Origin of the sequence: Klebsiella sp. ME-303 (genome assembly GCF_007910085.1) — a bacterium.
GTDB classification, from domain to species: domain Bacteria; phylum Pseudomonadota; class Gammaproteobacteria; order Enterobacterales; family Enterobacteriaceae; genus Klebsiella; species Klebsiella michiganensis.
Genome location: NZ_VOJB01000061.1, coordinates 68923 through 86561 on the forward strand (window position 1 = coordinate 68923; position 17639 = coordinate 86561).

20 protein-coding genes are annotated in these 17639 nt (G+C 56.8%); 12 read left to right on the top strand and 8 right to left on the bottom strand.

All coding sequences use genetic code 11. The features are described 5' to 3' along the window. Positions 1-325 precede the first annotated feature (325 nt). Positions 326-574, top strand: coding sequence for a hypothetical protein (locus tag FQK12_RS05740; RefSeq protein WP_014229424.1), 249 nt, complete (start codon positions 326-328; stop codon positions 572-574). 36 nt (positions 575-610) lie between these two features. On the opposite strand, the gene FQK12_RS05745 is transcribed toward FQK12_RS05740, so the two are convergent. Next, on the bottom strand, positions 611-1504 hold the full coding sequence (locus tag FQK12_RS05745; protein ID WP_014229425.1) for an oxidoreductase: 894 nt from the start codon (positions 1502-1504) through the stop codon (positions 611-613). A 146-nt stretch (positions 1505-1650) separates the two neighbouring features. Between FQK12_RS05745 and FQK12_RS05750 the strand changes: the two genes are divergently transcribed. Continuing rightward, on the top strand, positions 1651-1869 hold the full coding sequence (locus FQK12_RS05750; RefSeq protein ID WP_004102179.1) for a YdcH family protein: 219 nt from the start codon (positions 1651-1653) through the stop codon (positions 1867-1869). 41 nt (positions 1870-1910) lie between these two features. Here the strand turns inward: FQK12_RS05750 and FQK12_RS05755 are convergent, their stop codons facing one another. From FQK12_RS05755 to FQK12_RS05775, 5 genes are all read right to left on the bottom strand, one after another. Continuing rightward, positions 1911-2747, bottom strand: coding sequence for an alpha/beta fold hydrolase (locus FQK12_RS05755; RefSeq protein ID WP_146295671.1), 837 nt, complete (start codon positions 2745-2747; stop codon positions 1911-1913). A 234-nt stretch (positions 2748-2981) separates the two neighbouring features. Then, positions 2982-3410 (bottom strand): cyclophilin-like fold protein, encoded by a 429-nt coding sequence (locus FQK12_RS05760; RefSeq protein ID WP_014229427.1) that lies wholly within the window; start codon positions 3408-3410, stop codon positions 2982-2984. A 4-nt stretch (positions 3411-3414) separates the two neighbouring features. After that, positions 3415-4215 (bottom strand): carboxymuconolactone decarboxylase family protein, encoded by an 801-nt coding sequence (locus tag FQK12_RS05765; protein ID WP_014229428.1) that lies wholly within the window; start codon positions 4213-4215, stop codon positions 3415-3417. A gap of 21 nt (positions 4216-4236) precedes the next feature. Then, positions 4237-4833: an NAD(P)H-dependent oxidoreductase gene (locus tag FQK12_RS05770; protein WP_014229429.1), complete on the bottom strand. Its 597-nt coding sequence runs from the start codon at positions 4831-4833 to the stop codon at positions 4237-4239. 98 nt (positions 4834-4931) lie between these two features. Next, on the bottom strand, positions 4932-5840 hold the full coding sequence (locus tag FQK12_RS05775) for a LysR family transcriptional regulator (RefSeq protein ID WP_038423160.1): 909 nt from the start codon (positions 5838-5840) through the stop codon (positions 4932-4934). A 207-nt stretch (positions 5841-6047) separates the two neighbouring features. Here FQK12_RS05775 and FQK12_RS05780 point away from each other — a divergent pair, with 207 nt between their 5' ends. The 3 genes from FQK12_RS05780 to FQK12_RS05790 all read left to right on the top strand — a co-directional run bounded on the left by FQK12_RS05780 (position 6048) and on the right by FQK12_RS05790 (position 7749). Continuing rightward, positions 6048-6632 carry a dienelactone hydrolase family protein gene (locus tag FQK12_RS05780; protein ID WP_014229431.1) on the top strand — a complete coding sequence of 195 codons (585 nt, stop codon included), beginning with the start codon at positions 6048-6050 and terminating at the stop codon, positions 6630-6632. Positions 6633-6646: 14 nt separating this feature from the next. Then, entirely contained in the window at positions 6647-7219 is a 573-nt protein-coding gene (locus FQK12_RS05785) for a DUF1349 domain-containing protein (RefSeq protein ID WP_014229432.1), read from the top strand. 137 nt (positions 7220-7356) lie between these two features. After that, positions 7357-7749, top strand: a complete 393-nt coding sequence (locus tag FQK12_RS05790; protein WP_014229433.1) for a VOC family protein — start codon at positions 7357-7359, stop codon at positions 7747-7749. Between the two features lie 145 nt (positions 7750-7894). Here FQK12_RS05790 and FQK12_RS05795 read toward each other — a convergent pair whose 3' ends face one another. Further along, entirely contained in the window at positions 7895-8503 is a 609-nt protein-coding gene (locus FQK12_RS05795; protein WP_014229434.1) for a DJ-1/PfpI family protein, read from the bottom strand. 189 nt (positions 8504-8692) lie between these two features. Beyond that, on the bottom strand, positions 8693-9319 hold the full coding sequence (locus tag FQK12_RS05800; RefSeq protein WP_014229435.1) for a DUF1062 domain-containing protein: 627 nt from the start codon (positions 9317-9319) through the stop codon (positions 8693-8695). Positions 9320-9685: 366 nt separating this feature from the next. Here FQK12_RS05800 and FQK12_RS05805 point away from each other — a divergent pair, with 366 nt between their 5' ends. The 7 genes from FQK12_RS05805 to FQK12_RS27245 all read left to right on the top strand — a co-directional run bounded on the left by FQK12_RS05805 (position 9686) and on the right by FQK12_RS27245 (position 17305). Continuing rightward, positions 9686-10705: a LacI family DNA-binding transcriptional regulator gene (locus FQK12_RS05805; protein WP_038423159.1), complete on the top strand. Its 1020-nt coding sequence runs from the start codon at positions 9686-9688 to the stop codon at positions 10703-10705. 297 nt (positions 10706-11002) lie between these two features. Beyond that, positions 11003-11956: an ABC transporter substrate-binding protein gene (locus FQK12_RS05810; RefSeq protein WP_014229437.1), complete on the top strand. Its 954-nt coding sequence runs from the start codon at positions 11003-11005 to the stop codon at positions 11954-11956. A gap of 65 nt (positions 11957-12021) precedes the next feature. Continuing rightward, positions 12022-13554 (top strand): sugar ABC transporter ATP-binding protein, encoded by a 1533-nt coding sequence (locus FQK12_RS05815; protein WP_014229438.1) that lies wholly within the window; start codon positions 12022-12024, stop codon positions 13552-13554. Then, positions 13541-14560 (top strand): ABC transporter permease subunit, encoded by a 1020-nt coding sequence (locus FQK12_RS05820; RefSeq protein ID WP_004851056.1) that lies wholly within the window; start codon positions 13541-13543, stop codon positions 14558-14560. Before FQK12_RS05815 ends, FQK12_RS05820 begins: the two co-directional genes overlap by 14 nt. 77 nt (positions 14561-14637) lie before the next feature. After that, the gene (locus FQK12_RS05825; protein ID WP_014229439.1) at positions 14638-16008 is read left to right on the top strand and encodes a hypothetical protein; all 1371 of its coding nucleotides are present in this window, start codon (positions 14638-14640) and stop codon (positions 16006-16008) included. Beyond that, on the top strand, positions 16005-16925 hold the full coding sequence (locus tag FQK12_RS05830) for a carbohydrate kinase family protein (RefSeq protein ID WP_014229440.1): 921 nt from the start codon (positions 16005-16007) through the stop codon (positions 16923-16925). The genes FQK12_RS05825 and FQK12_RS05830 overlap by 4 nt, the downstream gene beginning before the upstream one ends. A gap of 239 nt (positions 16926-17164) precedes the next feature. After that, entirely contained in the window at positions 17165-17305 is a 141-nt protein-coding gene (locus FQK12_RS27245) for a hypothetical protein (RefSeq protein ID WP_014229441.1), read from the top strand. Positions 17306-17639 lie beyond the last annotated feature (334 nt).

Genomic DNA, 17639 nt, shown 5'->3' on the forward strand with positions numbered 1-17639 from the left:
TCAACCGCCGGCGGGAAATCTGGTGGATAATTTAGCACCAACACCGTGGCAATGCTCTACCTTAGCGCTCCAACCGGGGGAGAATGTTCAGCATAAAAGTGACGTTGTCACATAGTAATTTTTCAAAGAGAATACCGCTGCTCATGGAAAAATCGCTTTCACCACCAAGGAGGTGAATAATTTTATTTTTTATAAACAACACGTTACATAAGATCTCAGTACGTTTAATCTCAGACTAATAATCAACATCATTGATTAAAATGTTTAATTGAATGAATCGATAAAGAGAGTATTGTTAAAAACAATGATGAGCGGAGATAAATAAATGTTACGTGATTTTTTGAAGGTAGAAAAAGAGGATCGTCTGGTCGAACAACAGGACGCCAGCAGCGGTAAAGAGAATTCAACGGACGTCACCGAATGGATTATTGTGAATAAAAATGGTGATAAAAAAGGCCGGGTGGCGTTATTCAATCAATTTACCACCCGCCGTTCCTATTGCGTGAATTACCGCATCACCCAGTTTGATAATAGCGGCAAAGTGGTTGTCGACCGGCTGGCGGAATCAATCTGATCCCAGGGAACGTTGTCACGCCGGCGTCCCGCGCCTTTAGCCCGGCCCGTCGCTGGCGGCGGCCAGCAGCGGCACAATCACATCGCTTAACGGCGTGGGGATATGGTGAATACGGCCATATCGCTGAACGACCCCGTTGCGAATATCCCACTCCAGCGGCAGCCCGGCCTCGCGATCCGTAAGTATTGAAGTGCTTAAATCCGGAGGCGCTCGGTGGAAACCGGCGAGAATTTCCTGCGGCACGGCGTCGTCCAGGCTGGCGCCTACGGCGCGAGCCACCGTCAGCCCCTCCTGCAAATAGGTTAAAGCAAGCGCCGTGATATCGTCGCGGGCAAACATCCCTGCCCGCCTCCCCGCCAGCACCATCAGACCGGCGACCGCATTCTGCAGCAGTTTACGCCACGCAACGGAGAGAAAATCCGCGCTGATATCCACTTCACAGCGCGTGTCCCGTAGCGCGTGCCGCACCCGCTCGGCCCCCTCAACATCCGGCAGCGTCAGGCGCGGTTTCGCCCGCAGCCAGACCGACGCTTCAGGTTCACGCTGGGCGGGGAACCAGACGACCGATGGCAGCACGGTAGCTTCCGCCACGTACGGCGCGAACAGCGTTTTTTGTTCAACGCCGTTTTGGAGCACGCAGACTACCGTTCGATCGTGACACAGCGCTTGCAGCCACGGTGCAATAGCCGCAATTTGTGTCGCTTTTACCGCCACAAATACCAGGTCGTACGGCGCGGCGACCGATGCCGGTTCCGTCAAGACCGGCCCCGGCACCACAATATTTCCGCCATCAAAACGCAGCGACAGCTGCGGGTGCGCGCGGCGGCCGCATACCAGAGGCGTACGGCCAACCTCGTGCAGCGCCGCGGCGATGGTGGTACCAATTGCGCCCGGACCGATCAGCGCAACGGTAGGTTCTTCAACTGTCATCTATGCCTCCAGGCCGCTTCCGGCCCCTGAGATTTCATTGGTACGTAACATAAACGCGACTTCGTTCGCATTACCATTTTATTCATATGGGTAATCTGAATGTGTGTGTCAGCGTACACACTTTTCACCATCAACAAGGAAGGTACATGTTTCCAGAATACAGAGAGCTGATTTCTCGATTGAAAACCACGCACCCGCGCTTTCAGTCGCTATTCGAAAAACATAATGCACTCGATCACGACATTTCGCGCATAGAAGGAGTCGATGGCAAAGGATACAGTCTCGAGCTTGTACAGATGAAGAAAGAAAAACTTATGTTGAAGGACGAAATGCTCAAAATCCTCCAGCATGAAAGCCTGATGTAAACGATAAGGCCACCGGATGGCGGCCTTCTTATAGCACCAGGCTACGAGCGAATAAACGCCAGCAGATCGGCGTTAATCACATCGGCGTGCGAGGTATGCATACCGTGCGGAAAGCCGGGATAAATTTTTAGCTGGCTGTTCGGCAGCAGCTTATCCTGCAGTATCGCGGCGTTTTGATAAGGCACAACCTGGTCGTCATCGCCCTGCATCACCAGCACCGGCAGCGTAATGGCTTTTAAATCTTCGGTCTGGTCAGTTTCAGAAAACGCCTTAATCCCCTCATAGTGCGCTTTTGCGCTACCGGTCATGCCCTGCCGCCACCAGTTCTGAATCGTGCCCTGGGACACCTGCGCGCCTTCACGGTTAAAGCCGTAGAACGGCCCGGACGCTACGTCGAGATAAAACTGCGAGCGGTTGGCGGCCAGCGCTTTGCGAAAACCATCAAACACCTCGATTGGCGTACCGCCCGGATTACTCTCCGTTTTTACCATCAATGGCGGAACCGCGCTGATCAGCACCGCTTTGGCCACGCGCCCCTGCGGCTGACCATACTGCGCAACGTAGCGCGCAACCTGCCCACCGCCGGTGGAATGCCCGATATGCACGGCGTTATGCAGATCCAGATGCTCCGCCACCGCAGAGGCATCGGCGGCATAATGATCCATATCGTGACCGTCACTCACCTGATCTGAACGACCATGACCGCGTCGGTCAATCGCAATCACCCGGAACCCTTCTGCCAGGAAAAACAGCATCTGGTTATCCCAATCATCGGCGCTTAAAGGCCAGCCATGATGAAATACGATCGGCTGCGCCTCCTTCGGGCCCCAGTTTTTAAAGAAGATATTGACGCCGTCTTTGGTTGTCACAAATGCCATGTTACAAACTCCTCTCGTGAGAAAACAAGGCTGCGGGCCTGACGCCTGCAGTGGGTCGGGTCTTAGGGCGGGATGCTATGTCCGGACGATAGCGTCTCGTTAGGTGTGAAAATGACCTGGCTGGAAAAGTGTAGATGATTTTTGTCGATACTGAGCGTTCGCTTTGTATCCGATAAATGGGCTGTAAACAGCCCATTTAAGCATGCAGAAAGGAAAATTTAACGCAGCACGAACTTAATAACGCCGGATGGTTACCGTTTCGGCTCCCGCCTGGTCGAGCGCGGCGAGTCCCTCCTCTATCCGCCCGAGGCTTATCAGCCCGGGGGAGTGGCGAAAATCCTCGCGAAAAATGGCCAGATTGCCCCACGGCGCGTAATAGGCGATGTCGCCGCGCCGTGGGGTCATTGAGGCGCCAGAGTCCGCGTGGCGCAGTTTCGTCGGCAGCCAGGCGATTTTTTCCGTGGAACCATAATCCTCGAGCTTCACCGTCATCGGCAGCTGCGCCAGGAACTCATTAGCCGCTGCGCTCTCATCCAGCGAGCCGACAACCGTGGCGCCATTGAACTCAAACTGAATCTTCACCGCGTTCTCCCGCCCGGCGGCAAATGCCGCCCCCGTCGTAGCAATAAAAATCAATAGCGTGGCGCTAAGAGAGTTGAACATCCGCTCACTCTGCCAGGCCACGAGCGCGCAGGACTTCACTCACCACCGCTACCGCTGAAAAGGCATTTGGCCAGCCGGCATAGAAAGCGGCATGCGCAACGATCTCCCCCGCCTCTTGCGCGGTGAGGCCGTTATCCATCGCCCGGTTAAGGTGGTAGCCAATTTGCGCGCTTTGCCCGGCGGCAATCAACGCGCTGACCGTGACCAGGCTGCGGTCGCGCGGCTTCAGCCCCGGTCGCTGCCACAGGTCAAGAAACAGCGGTTGAGTCGTAAACTTCACCAGTCCAGGGGAAATCGCGCCGAAGTTCTGTTCTACGGTTGTTGAACGCTGATTTTCCACCGCCTGATTAAGAGGGAGCAGCTCCGGGGAGGCAGCAGCCAGCTGCTCGCGGCCAATGCCGCGCGCGACAAAAATATCTTTCGTCACCGCAACGGCGGCCATCGCGTTGGGCCAGCCGGAATAAAAAGCCAGATGCGTGATGATTTCTGAGATTTCAGCCGCCGTGACGTCGTTATCCAGAGCAACCTCAACGTTATGTTTTAGCTCCGCCGGCTGATTACGGGCGATAAGAATCGCCACGGTCACGATGCTGCGGTCGCGACGCGAGAGTTCTGTTCTCTGCCAGAGATCCCCTATCAGCACCTCGCTGCCGAAACGGGCAAGCGCCGGCGCGACGGATTGAATATCCTCAGCGGACAATACGGATGGACTACGTGGAACCATTTTTTCACCTCTTTTTTCTTCTGCCAGGGCTGGCGCGCCCAGCATTAACGACATTGCAGCTACGGCAATAAAAGCTTTCATCCTGAACACCTTTCCGACACGTTAATTCTTCAGCCTTTCCACCAGTTGACGCTGGTACTCAGGCAGTTGATCGCGGCTGGCACGCTGAAAAACCAGCGGAGGCAGCCAGGTCATTCCCGCATGCAGCGCGCTGGCCTTCATTGGCGTAAAGACGTCGGCCAGGCTGACGCCCGTTCGCCCGGTCTCGCCGTATGTCGCGTCACCGCCTGCGGCCGTCGTGACAATCAGCATCTCTTTGCCCTGCCATACTCCCGGCCCTACGCTGCCCCAGGTATCGTTCAGCCAGGCCTTCATCATCGGGGTGATGTTGAACCAGTGGGTCGGGAAGATAAAAACGATGCGCGAGTGTTCCCGCATGAGCCGTCGCTCTTCATCGGCATTGATATTTCGGGTATCAAAACCGTAAAGCGCCTCGAGATTGCGTACGGTCACGCCGGGTACGCTTTGCGCTGCGGCCTCAAGACCTTTGGTCATGACCGATTGCTCAGGATACGGATGAGAGACGATAACCAGCGTATTAGCCTCTGCGGCACGGCTGGTAGAGGTAAAGCTAAACAGAAACGCGGTGACGGCCAAAAGCCAGAACAGACCGGGAATACAGCGGTGCGAATAGTTCATCAAGCTCTCCTTCTCTTTTGCCACAGGGTAAGGCGCGGAATAAGAAGGAGCCAGCCCTCGCTATCGAATGGGGCTGTGAGTTATTTTCATCAATCGGGCTACAGACCGAGCGGCTTCATTTCCCGCACAAGGGAGATTAACAGGCGCAGCCCGGTGGGAACCTGATGACGGCTGGAGTAATAGATATAGAATCCCGGTCCGTATGAGGCCCAGTCGGTCAGCACCAGACGCAGGCGCCCTGCGCTGACGTGCTCTGCTATCAGCGGTTCCGGCAGGTACATCAGGCCAAACCCCTGCAGAATGGCCACCACGCCCGTCTCCGCCAGATCGACCGTTAACAGCGGCGGTACTTTGACGGTGAGCTGCTCTTCGCCACGTTCAAACTCCCATTTATAAATGCGGTTGTTTCCCAGACGATTGCTGACGCAGCGGTGCTGTTGAAGATCGTGAGGATGCCGGGGCTCGCCAAAACGGGCAAGATATTCCGGGGATGCGGCGACCACCCAGCGCACATCGGCAGACAGCCGCTGCGCCACCATATCTTCAGGCACGGTTCCGCCATAGCGGATCCCTGCGTCAAACCGCGCTTCCGTTACATCAACAATGCGGTTGCTGGCCACGATATCCAGCTCAATATCGGGGTAACGTTCAGCAAAAACAGGCAGGACCGGGGCCAGCAGCAGCGTGGCCGCCTCAACGGCGACGTTGAGCCGAATATGTCCCGCAGGCGAGTCGCGGTACGGATTGAGCTGTTCAATCGCGACATCGATTGAAGCGAGCGGCTCGCTTACCGCGTTGATCAGACTTTCACCGGCCGCCGTCAGGGAAACGCTTTTGGTCGTGCGGTTCAGCAGACGCACGCCCAGCCGCGCCTCAAATCCCTTGATCGCGTGGCTCAGCGTCGATGCGCTCACCCCAAGTTCAACGGCAGCTTTACTAAAACTCTGATGGCGGGAGATGGCGAAAAAATAGACAAGATCGGCCATGTCGGCACGGGTTACATTCATACGGTCTCGCTAACTGGATGGAAATTAAGCTGAAAAACAACGTTACCTTGATGTGATGGCGTATCGTGACGTTGATCCGACCAGGAAAATCAAAGACCTGGATGCACGAACAATCTTCCGGGCGGTATGTTTATACTACAGGCGTCAGCCTTGATAAACTGACCTTCCGACCGGAGAAAACCCATTTTATCCGCCAGAGGCGCATGTATGTTACCTGATTGCGATAAAGCCATCGTCCTGCTGCATGAAATCTACGGCATCAACGCGCATATTCAGCGAACCGCCGCGACCTGGCGCAGCCGCGGCTTCGATGCGTACACGCCAGCGCTTTTCCCTCACTCTGCGCCGTTCGCCTATGAGCAGCAGGAGCAGGCCTGGCGCCACTTTTCCGATAACGTCGGATTTGATACCGCCGCCATCGTGTCGCTGCTGGCCGAGCTAAGAGCGAAATACGGCACGCTAATCCTTATCGGCTACAGCGTGGGCGCCACCTTAGCCTGGCTGGCCGCCAGAAGCGGACTCTGCGACGGTGCGGTTTGCCACTACGGTTCACGGATCCGCCAGTACTGCGATGCGGCGCCTCCGTGCCCAACGCAGGTGATTCTCGCCCGCCATGAACCGGCGTTCGATCCCCGCGCCCTGCAAAACGAGCTGGAGAAATACCCCTCCGTGACCTGCCGGATGTTCAATGCGCAGCACGGCTTTTGCGATGCCGACAGTCCGGCGTGGGATGCGCGCCTTGCACAGCAGGCGGACGAAGACACGCTGCGGTTTTTAACGCTTATTCAGTAAAGACAGGAGGCCTGATGCATCAGATATTTCGATGGATTAACGAACCCGCGACATGGTCAGAAGAGGACGGCGAACTGCGCGTCGTCACCGATGCACAAACCGACTTCTGGCGCGAAACCTGGTACGGGTTTGAGCGTTTTTCCGGGCATATCTACGCCACGGAAGCCGCGGGGGACTTCACCTTTCAGGTAAGGGTGCGAGCAGATTTCAGTACGCTGTATGACCAGGCAGGGATCATGTTAATGCAGGACGCCAGGCGCTGGATTAAGGCCGGTATCGAGTACAACGACGGCGCGCCCGCTATCGGTAGCGTACTGACGCAGGAAACATCAGACTGGGCAACCGGTATTTTCCCGGGCGACCCCGGTGAGTTCTGGCTGCGTCTGACCCGCCGCGGAGAGGCGCTGCGCCTGCAGTATTCAACGGACGGTCAACTGTGGCCGCTGCTGCGGCTGTGCCCTTTTCCGGGCGGCGCGGCGAAGGTCGGCATCATGTGCTGCACGCCGCAGCGCAGCGGCCTGCGGGTTACTTTCGACCAGATATCACTGCTGCCGCCGAATGATAAAGATTTGCACGATCTGAGCTGAGCAGCCGGCTCGCGCGCGGGCAAAATCGCTGAAGAATCGCGACGGAGGTATGATTTCTGACTCCCCGGGCTGCCCGTGCTCGCGCCTTGCTGCTAGATTGGCAGCAGCAACCTTCAGGCGAAAAATGAGGAGGAGTCATGTTTTCCTACATCATGCTCGGCACTAACGATCTGCCGCGCGCGATTCGTTTTTACGACCCGTTGATGGAGATGCTGGGGCAGCCCCGGAGCGGCCGCAGCGAGCAAGGCGCATCGTGGGGGACATTCAGCGGAAACCGCACCATCGGGCTGTGCGTTGGCAAACCGTTCAACCAGCAGCAGGCAACAGCGGGCAACGGCGCTATGGTGGCCCTGAACGCACGTTCGGTTGAGCATATTCAGCAGCTGCATCAGCTGGCGCTACGCCTGGGAGGAAGTGATGAAGGCGCCCCAGGACATCGCCCGCAGTACGGTGAAGGTTTCCACAGCGCCTACGTCAGAGATCCGGACGGCAATAAGCTGGCGTTTGTTTATTACGCAAACGCAGACTAAACCCCACGCCGGAAAGTTAATGCAGGGTTAGCGCATGGCGAAACCCTGCGCAACAACCCTGGCAACTCTCAATATAGCGACGGATGCTCTCAGCCAGATGATTCGATTTCGGCAAATGGCCATGCAAATCGCGGCCTTGTCTGCATCAGCCTTCCGTAAACATTCCCGACCTGAACGTCTCCCTCATGGCTTCGATCTCTTGCTGGCGGGCCGCCTTTAAGGCAGACAGCATATTGCAGGTAAAATCCACAAAGCCAACGCCGTTGGCGGTCACCAGGTTACCGTCGCGTACCGAAGGCTCGTTTCTGTACCGCGCGGCGCCGCTGTAGGCTGACCCCGCCCGGCTCTGCAGGTAGGCCAGCCCGTTCGAGGTGTGGTCGACATCATTGAGAAAGCCATGCGCGCCAAGGAAGGCCGAAGCGTCGCATATCGCGCCTACCACGATCTGCCGGGCCTGCGCTTGTTCTACCAAAGGCACAACCCGCCGGGCCTCCTCTCCCCACCAGTTCATTCCGCCCACCAGCACCAGCGCGGCGTAATCATCGGGTATCGTCTCGAAGGTATAATCCGGCAGGCAGCGCACCCCGCCAATTGACCTCACCGGCCCCTTATCGGCAGCCACGGTCCTGACTTCGTATCGCGGTTCCCATACGCCAAACCCGCGGCGCAGCCCCGGTGCCAGCAGCGCGAACTCCCAGTCGGCGTACTCCTGGATGAGGACAAACAGCACTTCTTTACGCGTATCCATAGACATCGCACTCTCCTTTTATTAACAGAATTTGCCGTCGCAGCATCCGGGATACCGATGGACACTATCGCCGTACCGCCGCCAAAAACTGTATAAATTCACAGTATAAAAGGCAAGGCTATTTTGCTCCTTGCGGCAACCCGAATCGATTTTTGCGAGTCAGCTCCCTGGATAGAAAACTATCCGGGGCAATGGCTATCGTCTCCCGCGCGCTGAGCCCGCGTTTAATGAAATAGGCCTGCGCGCCAGGAGAACCTCCCTCGTGATGTACAGCGTATATCCCTCCGGCCGCAGCCTGGGCGCCCGCAGTTCTTTCAGCGTAATACCGACGATATCTCCCGATTGAAGACGTTGACGGATCGCGCTACCGCTCAGCCGCAGCGCTCGTCTCAGGACCGACAGCAGGCTGGTCTGAAAGGCGCGCGTGACCCTGACATCCACCCTCACCTGAGAAGCGCGAACAAGGTTGATGCGCCAGCGTTCCTGAACCACAAAGTCAGGCGTACCCGATAGCGCCGCGCGATTACGCCGCAGAACGACCGGATCGTGAGAGTAAGCCTCGACGGCAGATTTATCGTTAGCGATAAGTCGCGCGTAGAGCTGCGGATTGATTTTGCTGACGGGCAAACGCGAGAACAGGCTGATGTTCCAGGTATACGCGCAGCGCACGCACTTATAGATACTCCAGACATCGAGCACTTTTTTTTGCGAGTTGACCCGGAAGGCACCGGATGGGGTGAAATCCTGCTGCCCATGACAGGCGGGGCAGCGCTTGCTAATCAGCTGATAGCCGACTGGCCTGACGTTCCATGTAATTTTCATGGTGAACCTTTTTTTAACCCATACAAAAGCGGATCCGTGGAAAACGGACCGTGATTTTTGCGATGTGAAAAATATTTAGAGAATACTTTTCAGTGGGTTAAAAAAAGATTTCCAACGCGACGACCCTGTCTGACCGTGAATGAATGCGTTCAAGAGTAGCAAAGCGGCAAGCGGGCTAAATATGCATTAAATCAATAAATACATAGAAATCATTCACAAACGACGTTGTTTACCTTCTGTTCACAAAACGAGAAGCGGCTCACTGATCAAACAAACCTAAACGTTTATGTTTAGCTTCATAAACGTTTAGGTCAAGGAAATAGCCGTCTGTATCGCGGGTAATTTCATAAATACAGAGAGCGAAATATGCGTAAAGCAACGATGCGGGATGTGAGTGAAGCGACGGGATTTTCTATGTTTACCGTTTCACGCGCGCTAAACGGTGGCGATGGCGTTGCTGACGACAGCCGGGAGCTGATTTTAAAAGTAGCGCGAGAACTCGGCTACGTACCTAACCGCGCGGCCCAGGCGCTACGCCGCTCAAGCAGGGACTCGGTGGCGGTGATTACCGCCCATGCCTCGAACTCTTACTACCTTAACCTGATGTCCGGTATTCAGCAGATGCTGCAGCCGTCGCAGTGGACCGTAGTGCTTGGCGATATCGCGGTCAACGGTACCTACGACCGCGCGCAGGAAGATCGCATGATTAACCGCCTGATCGAGTCGCGAATGGCCGGGATCATTTCGACGGTGACGCTTCAGCCGGAAAGCCTGAGCCTGCTGGCGAAATGGGATATTCCGGTCGTCTTCGTTGACTCACCTCCCCGCGGCGAGCACAACTTTCCCAGCGTCACGACCGACAATTATCAGGCCAGCCTGCTGGTGGGGAACCATCTGGCGCAGCACGGCTATAAAAGCTGGCTGCTCCTTATCTACCCGGACCGCTGGACCACGCGTTTTGAACGCGAGCGCGGTATTCGCGAGTCCGCAGAGCGCTGCGGCGCAACGCTTGAAGTTGTCGAAACGGAGAACGACGCGCAGTCGGCTGCGGACACCCTGAGCCGATACCTGGACCGCCAGACATCGCTGCCGGACGCGCTCATTGCCGGTAACAACCCTATTCTGCTGGGTTCACTTAAACAGCTTCAGCAGCGCCAGATAGCCATCCCCGACGATATGGCGCTTATCGCCTACGATGAATTCGACTGGGCGCCGCTATTAAATCCGCCGCTAACGGTGCTTAATGAAAACAGCGAAGAGATTGGCAGGCAGTCGGCTGAAATGCTTATCCAGTTAATTAATCCGGAAGGAAAAGGAGAAATTAATACCCAGCGTAAAGTTCCCGCCGAGCTGGTTATTCGCCAGTCCTGCGGCTGTAGAAAATAAATAACCATTAAAAAGAGGCAATTGAGATTGCTGACAACGTATCGCCCGGACGGCATTGCCCGGCGGCGCTTCCCCTGCACGGGCCGACAGAAATGGCGCTTGCGGTTTTCGTCGGCCGGGTAAGGCGCCACCCGACAAAAAAGCGGGCTACGGCGTGCTATACGCGCTCATCATTTTAGCGATGTAAATAACGGCTGAATTTCAGTCGCTACCGAAAAACAACATCAGGGGATTATTTCTGAGGCTTCCCCACACCTGGCCGTACCTTATACCACACGATAATGAAAGGAGCAGAATATGACCAAACTTCGCAAAGCATGGCTGGCTGTCGCGGTTAGCGCGGTAATCACCACCATGACAGGGTTTATTCCCGCAGCCAGCGCCGCGCCGCAGGATGGCAAAAAAATCTCCCGCATCGGCTTAATGGTGCAGGACATGTCCAACCCCTTCTTCTCGGCAATGGAAAGGAACGCTAAGCAGGCCGCGGCGCAAATCGGCGCAACCCTTAACGTACAGGATGCGCAGGTCGATCTGGCAAACCAGAACACGCAGATTGACGCGTTTATTCAGCAGAAAGTGGATCTCATCATTATTTCCGCCGTCGATGAATCCGGGATCGAGCCGGCCATTCAGCGGGCAAAAGCCGCCGGAATTATCGTTATCGCGGTCGATACGCCCGCGAAAGGCGCAGACGCGGCGATCATGACCAACGCCATCCAGGCCGGGGAAACCTCCTGCGAATACCTGTTCAGCCAGATGGGCGGCAAAGGCAAAGTGCTGCTGGTGGATGGCACGCCGATTCAGACCATTATCGACCGCATCAAAGGCTGTAAAAACGTCGCGCAAAAATACCCGGATATCAAAATCGTCGGCCAGCAGGCATCGCGCAACGACCGCGCTTCCGGCCTGATGGTGACCACCGACATGCTCACGGCCAATCCGGACGTCGCCGGTATTTTCGGCATGAACGATCCTTCCGCGCTCGGTGCGGTACTGGCCGTTGAACAGGCGGGCAAAGCGGGCGCGATCAAAGTTACCGGCGTCGACGGTAGCCCGGAAGCGGTTGAAGAACTTAAGCGCAGCGGTTCGCCGTTTATCGGTACCGCAACGCAAAATCCGGGCGAAATGGTGCGCCAGGCCATCACGCTTGCTCAGGATATGGTCGACGGCAAACCGATCGCCTCTCATACCGTCCTGATCCCCAGCGTACTGGTCACCCGCGATAACGTCGACAGCTATCCGGGCTGGTAATCACTTCGTCACTTTAAGAGGCAAAAACGGGATGACGCTCAGGTTCATCCCGGAGGGCAAAGACAATGGCCGATACAACATCACCTCCCTTGCTCAGGCTGGAAGGGATTTCAAAACGCTACGGCGCGACCCTGGCGCTGAACAACGTACGCTTTGATTTATTCGCCGGAGAGGTCCATGCCCTGATGGGGGAAAACGGCGCGGGCAAATCCACGCTGATGAAGATCCTCTCCGGTAACGAGCAGCGCGATAGCGGCGTTATTTTTATCGACGGGCAGGAGATTGATATTCGCACGCCCAGGGATGCCCGCAAATATGGCATCGCCATTATCCACCAGGAGCTGAATACGGTTCCCGATATGACGGTGGCGGAAAACCTGTTTCTCGGCCAGGAACCGACCGCTTTCGCCGGTATTCTCGATCGCAAACGGATGCACCGGGAGGCCAGAGAGAAGCTGGATCGGATTAACGCGGACATCGACCCGCAGGCGCCGCTCGGCTCGTTGAGCATCGGACGTCAGCAAATGGTCGAGATCGCCCGCGCCGTCAGTGAAAACGCCAAAGTGCTGGTGCTTGATGAGCCGACCGCCGCCCTGTCGCGGGCGGAGACTCTCCAGCTATACCGGCTGATCGAGCAGATGCGTCAGGATGGCGTCGGGATGGTCTATATCTCGCACCGCATGGAAGAGGTATGGCAGCTGGCAAACCGGGTCACGGTCTTCAGGGACGGCACGTGGATCGGCACGGAAATCCTCGGCAACGTCTCAACCACCGATATCGTCCGCATGATGGTCGGCCGGCAAATCGTCGATCTCTATCAGCACGAGCCGCGTACGCCCGGCAAGGTACTGCTGGAAGTCAGGGATCTGGCAGGCAGTGCGACCGGCCCGGTCTCCTTTGAGGTCAACGCGGGCGAAGTGGTGAGCATGTCCGGTCTGGTGGGCTCCGGGCGAACCGAAGTCGCTCGCCTGCTCTTCGGCGCCGACCCGCGCACCCAGGGAAGCGTGCGCATTGACGGCCGGGCGAGCAATCCGGCAGACCCCACCGCCGCTATCGCCGACGGTATCGGGATGGTGACCGAAGACCGCAAAACTCAGGGACTCTTTCTCGGGCATTCGGTTGAGCACAACATTGATATCAGCTCGCTGGATAGCTTTGTCGCCGGCGGCGTGGTGAAACGCAAGTCGATTCGCGCCGCCGTCCTTGAGCAGATGCGCAGGCTGCGGCTGCGGGAAAATGCGGTTGAACTGCCCGTCAGCGCCCTGTCCGGCGGAAACCAGCAGAAAGCGGCGCTGGCGCGCTGGCTGCTGCGCGATTCGAGGCTGCTTATTCTCGATGAACCGACCCGCGGCGTGGATATCGGCGCCAAAAGGGAAATCTACGAACTGATCGACAAGCTCGCCCGCGCAGGGAAAGCCATTCTGGTGATCTCCTCCGATTTACCGGAGGCCATCGGCATTAGCGACCGCGTGCTGGTCATGCGCGGCGGGCGAATCGTTCATCAGTTACCCTCGTTTTCAGCCACGGAAGAAGAAGTGATGCTGCACGCAACAGGAACCTTTACCAGTCAATCCGGAGAATGCCATGGACAACAATAAACCTGTGACGGAATTGCCGGTCAAAGCGCCGTTTGATTTTGCGAAATGGTGGGATCGGGTGGGGATCTTAATCGTTCTGCTGGTGCTGCTGATCCTGATGTCCACCTTCGCGCCAAACTTTAACCGCGTCGATAATCTGCTGAATATCGCCCGCTCGATTTCCGTCAACGCTATTCTGGCGGCGGGCATGACCTTCGTCATTTTAACCAGCGGCATTGATTTATCCGTCGGGTCAATCGTCGCCGTTTCCGGCGTAGTCTCAGTGGTCGCGGCGATGGCCGGGCTCCCTGCGCCGCTGGCGATTCTGGCCGGCGTTGGCGTGGGCGCGCTGTGCGGTCTGCTTAACGGCGTGCTCACCGCCTATCTCGCCCTCGCGCCCTTTATCGTCACTCTCGGCACGATGACCTTCCTGCGCGGTATGGCCTACACCATTACCGAAGGGCAGCCTATTGTGTCGAGCAGCCTGAGCTTCCGCGAGCTGGGAAATGGCTATCTTGCCGGTATCCCCGTGCCGGTCATTATTATGCTGATTGTTTATCTGCTGGCGTGGTTCATTCTTGAGCGCACGCGGTTCGGCCGTCATATCTATGCCGTCGGCGGCAACGCCCAGGCCGCGCGCCTGGCTGGCGTACGGGTCAAACGCGTGCTGGCGGCGGTCTACATGATTGCCGGCGTCTGCGCGGGTCTGGCGGGAATTATCTTCGCCGCCAGGGTGATTTCCGCCCAGCCCACGGCGGGTACGGGATATGAGCTGGACGCCATTGCGGCGGTGGTGCTGGGAGGCACCAGCCTCGCCGGTGGACGCGGGCGGATTATCGGCACCCTGATTGGGTCGATTATTCTTGGCGTACTCAGCACCGGCCTGATTCTGCTGAGCGTGCCCTTTTTCACCCAGCTATTGATTAAAGGCATCGTCATCATTCTTGCCGTGGCGATTGACGGGCTGAAGCAGCATCCGGAGCTGTTTACCTTCTGGCGGAAAAAAGAGATCGCCCGTACCCGCTAGCTTTCCCTGACGCTTTGTTTATCCGCCGCGCTGGCGGCGGGTCTTCGCACGCTTAAATTTTAATGGAGTATACCCTCATGACATATCACATTACGCTGACGGACCCGATGAACGGTACCCGGGATCGCGAACCGATTACGTTTATTCTCCCTGAAAAGCTGCAGGAGCCGCTGTGGTGGGCGATTACCGACGAGGATGCGCGGATCCTTTGCCAGCGCCTTGAGCAGGAGTCGTCGGCAAGCCGTACCGCTTTTATCGCGACGGTCAGCTTCAGCGGTACCCTCAAGATGCGGCTTGACCGCCCGCTCACGGCGGCTGAAGCCGGTGAAATCGCCGGTATCCACCGGCTGCCTGGCCGGGAAAAAGACTGTTTTGTCCGTCTCAATACCGGCTGCTTCGATCTGGAAATGTGTCGGGGAACCGCCCAGGGCGTCGGTGCATCCAAGTGGGGGCTGCGCCATTTTCGCGCGCTGCAGGACAACGTCGAGCTGCTTCCTTCCGGAAATAACGCCATTGGCGGGTTTTACGGCCCGTTTTTTACCCCGGAAAATGGGCTGATAAACCCGCCGGAGCATACCCTCGTTGATATTGAGATCCTCGAGGAAGGCCCGGTCTATCATCACTACCGCATGCGCGGCGCGATCCCCGACGGATTATTACCGGAGCTGCGCGGTAAACGTTTCTCCATCGACTGGAAATTTAGCTGGAACACGCCCTGGTTTCAGCGGCGCTACTGCATAGATGATTTTTCAACGGTGATTAACGGCCGTTCGGTGACCAACAAGATCACCGTCGGCGACGAATTTGAGAGCGGTCCAGGAAAACTGCTGTTCGATCGCTTCGCGGCGTACGGCGGCACCCGCTATCGCGCGGGCGACCCCTATGCCGAAGAGCTGGTCGCCATGGTGGCCAATACCGTCACCACCTCGGAAAACCAGAGCCCGAAATTTACCGAATTCCGCGAACAGCTCGCCGATATGGCCTCCGCCCACTGGGATCTCTACTGGCGGATGTTCTGCCGCTGGGAGAACGTGCTCGATGAGGCGGAGATTCGCGAACGGCTGAGCCAGGTTCGCGCCCGGGCGCATCGCAGAGCCGATCTCACCGAGCGGGAATGGCTGCTGACCGATTCGCCCGTTGACGTTTCCGCCGTCGCGGATGAAACCATCTTTCCCGGGCCGGCCAGTAAAACCGTCGAGTATGATTCAGCGAGCGGCCGGGCGATGATCTGGTGGACCTCCCGCCCCTCCGGCGCGTTTCAGATAGTCCAGCGCCGCCAGTCAGGATGGGTTAACTGGGGCAGCAACGGCGAAAACGAGTGTCCGGAGCTCCCCGTCGGCGTCGATATCAAGACCGCCTGCGGACGTTTTGCCGAAAACTGGATGCAGGTAGCCGATCGGCTGGAAACCCCGCCGGTGGTCGCGGTGAGCCGGGGAGAAAAGCCATGATCCTCTGCTGCGGAGAAGCCCTCATCGATATGCTGCCCTGTCGGAGCCGCGAGAATGCCCCCGCCTTTACTCCCTGCGTTGGCGGGGCGGCGTTCAATACCGCCGTCGCCCTGGGTCGCCAGGGGATGGCGGTCGCGCTGTTTTCCGGTTTATCGGACGATTTTATGGGTGACATGCTGCGCCACACGCTTGACGCCTCCGGCGTGGATTATTCGCCCTCAACCCGCGCGCCGCTGCCCACCACCCTCGCCTTCGTCAGGCTGGTAGGCGGTCAGGCCCGCTATACCTTTTACGATGAGAATAGCGCCGGTCGAATGCTGACTGAAAACGACCTGCCGACGCTCGGGGATGACGTCTCCGCCGTTCTGTTCGGCTGCATCAGCCTGATCGCCGAACCGTGCGGCAGCGTTTATGAAGCGCTGATGGTAAGGGAAGCGCCGCGTCGGGTGATGTTCCTCGACCCTAATATTCGTGAAATTTTCATCCCGGACCGGCAGAAACACCTGGCGCGCATGAGGCGCATGATTGCATTAGCGGATATCGTCAAGCTTTCCGATGAGGACCTCGCGTGGTTTGCCGAACCCGGCGAAGAGCATGAGGTGATAGGCCGCTGGCTGTCGCTGGGGCCGAAGCTTATCGTGGTCACCCGCGGCGCTGACGGCGCTGATGCCTGGACCGCTGATTTTCATCTGCATGTGCCCGCTATTCGCGTAGCGGTGGCCGATACCGTCGGCGCGGGCGATACGGTGAATGCCGGTATTCTCGCCAGCCTCTCGCAGGCCGGGCTCCTGGAGAAGGAGAAACTAGTGACACTGTCACGCAAGCAGGTTCGCCAGGCGGTGGATCTGGGGATGCGCGCCGCCGCGGTGACGGTTTCCAGGCCGGGCGCTAACCCGCCCTGGGATCATGAACTCTGAAGACAGCGGACGCCCTGTCAGCAACCGACAGCCAGATGAGGGTCTGAAACAGCGTTTATTGACGGACCCTTATCCTGATTTATGTTGTATATGATTTGAGTCCCAATTATTGAATGAAAGCTAAACCAGCTTCATTTATTCATGGGTTATTGCCGACTAATCCATTAATATCAGCTAATTAGATCGTCATTCAGTTTCTGTCGATCGCGTTAACAGGCATCAGGGACAGGACGTCAATAATGAAAAACAATCCATGGTTCGTGCGTTTGCGTAATACCTCTATTCCGCAGCATAAGCTGCGTCCGGCGAAATGGCTGGTGCTGATTGCCCTGCTGCTGCTGCTGGCGCAGTTGACGATAGAGTTTTTACTCTTAGCATAAGCACAATAAAATCGGCTGTTGGTGTTCAAATTCGCAAGCGCTGATAAGATTAAACTCAAGTTTAATTCGTGATAAGCATCTCAGTTTATCAACAACGGCTAGACAGAAAGAACGCAGGCATGCTAGTAATTAATTCAAGCAAGGGAACGGATTTAAATTAAACACGATTTAAACCCTACCCGTCAGGCTGAAAAATTAATTGATAATGGTTTGGATTGCTGAACGATTATCAAAAGGGTAAGTGAATCGAAGGCCCTCAGAGACGAAAGTCTCTGAGGGCCTTTTTTGTTTTTTTTCTATCTCAGGAGTCAAAAAATGTCTAAAGAACGTCGTC